The sequence below is a fragment of the Paracraurococcus ruber genome, assembly GCF_004353985.1.
In the GTDB taxonomy this organism is placed as follows: Bacteria; Pseudomonadota; Alphaproteobacteria; order Acetobacterales; family Acetobacteraceae; genus Paracraurococcus; species Paracraurococcus ruber.
Genome location: NZ_SMOA01000681.1, coordinates 1 through 520, shown reverse-complemented (window position 1 = coordinate 520; position 520 = coordinate 1). Strand labels below are relative to the sequence as shown.

The following is a 520-nucleotide window of genomic DNA, read 5'->3' as shown; positions in this document are numbered from 1 at the left end:
CGGGCCCGCCGGCACCGCGGCTTCGGGCAGCCCGGCCTGCCGCCAGCGCAGCGGCGCCGCCGCGTCGCCGGCGACGAAGCCCAGGCTGCGGATCGCCCCGTCCTCCTGGAGCAGGCAGGGCGCGGCGACGCCGGCGCCGGGCGGCAGGGCGGCCAGCAGCGCATCCCGCCAGCCCGGTGCCCCCCAGGGCCCGGCGGCGGTCAGCGGCACCAGATGCGCGGCGTCGCAGAGCCGGGCGCCGATCTCCCAGGCTTCCGGCAATTCCGGCTCGGCCTCCGCCAGGGCGATGCCGGCGCGCAGGCCGTAGAAGCGAAGGCCCGCGTCCAGCCGCGCCAGCGGCGCGCCCTGCCAGTCCGGGCCGCAGACGATCATCAGCGCCTCCGCCCCGCTCGGCGGGTCGGCGAGGAAGCCGGACAGCGCGGCGGCCACCGGCCCGTCCGGCCGCGGCAGGGCCAGCAGCAGCGCCCGGTCGGCGGCGGGCGGCGGCCGCACCAGCTCGGCGGCCGGCGGCGGCGGCAGC

1 protein-coding gene is annotated in these 520 nt (G+C 82.1%); it reads right to left on the bottom strand.

Annotation, left to right across the window (positions count from 1 at the left end; all coding sequences use genetic code 11):
- Window positions 1-520, bottom strand: a 520-nt coding sequence (locus tag E2C05_RS33835) for a hypothetical protein (RefSeq protein ID WP_158292514.1), incomplete at both ends; no start/stop codon positions are given.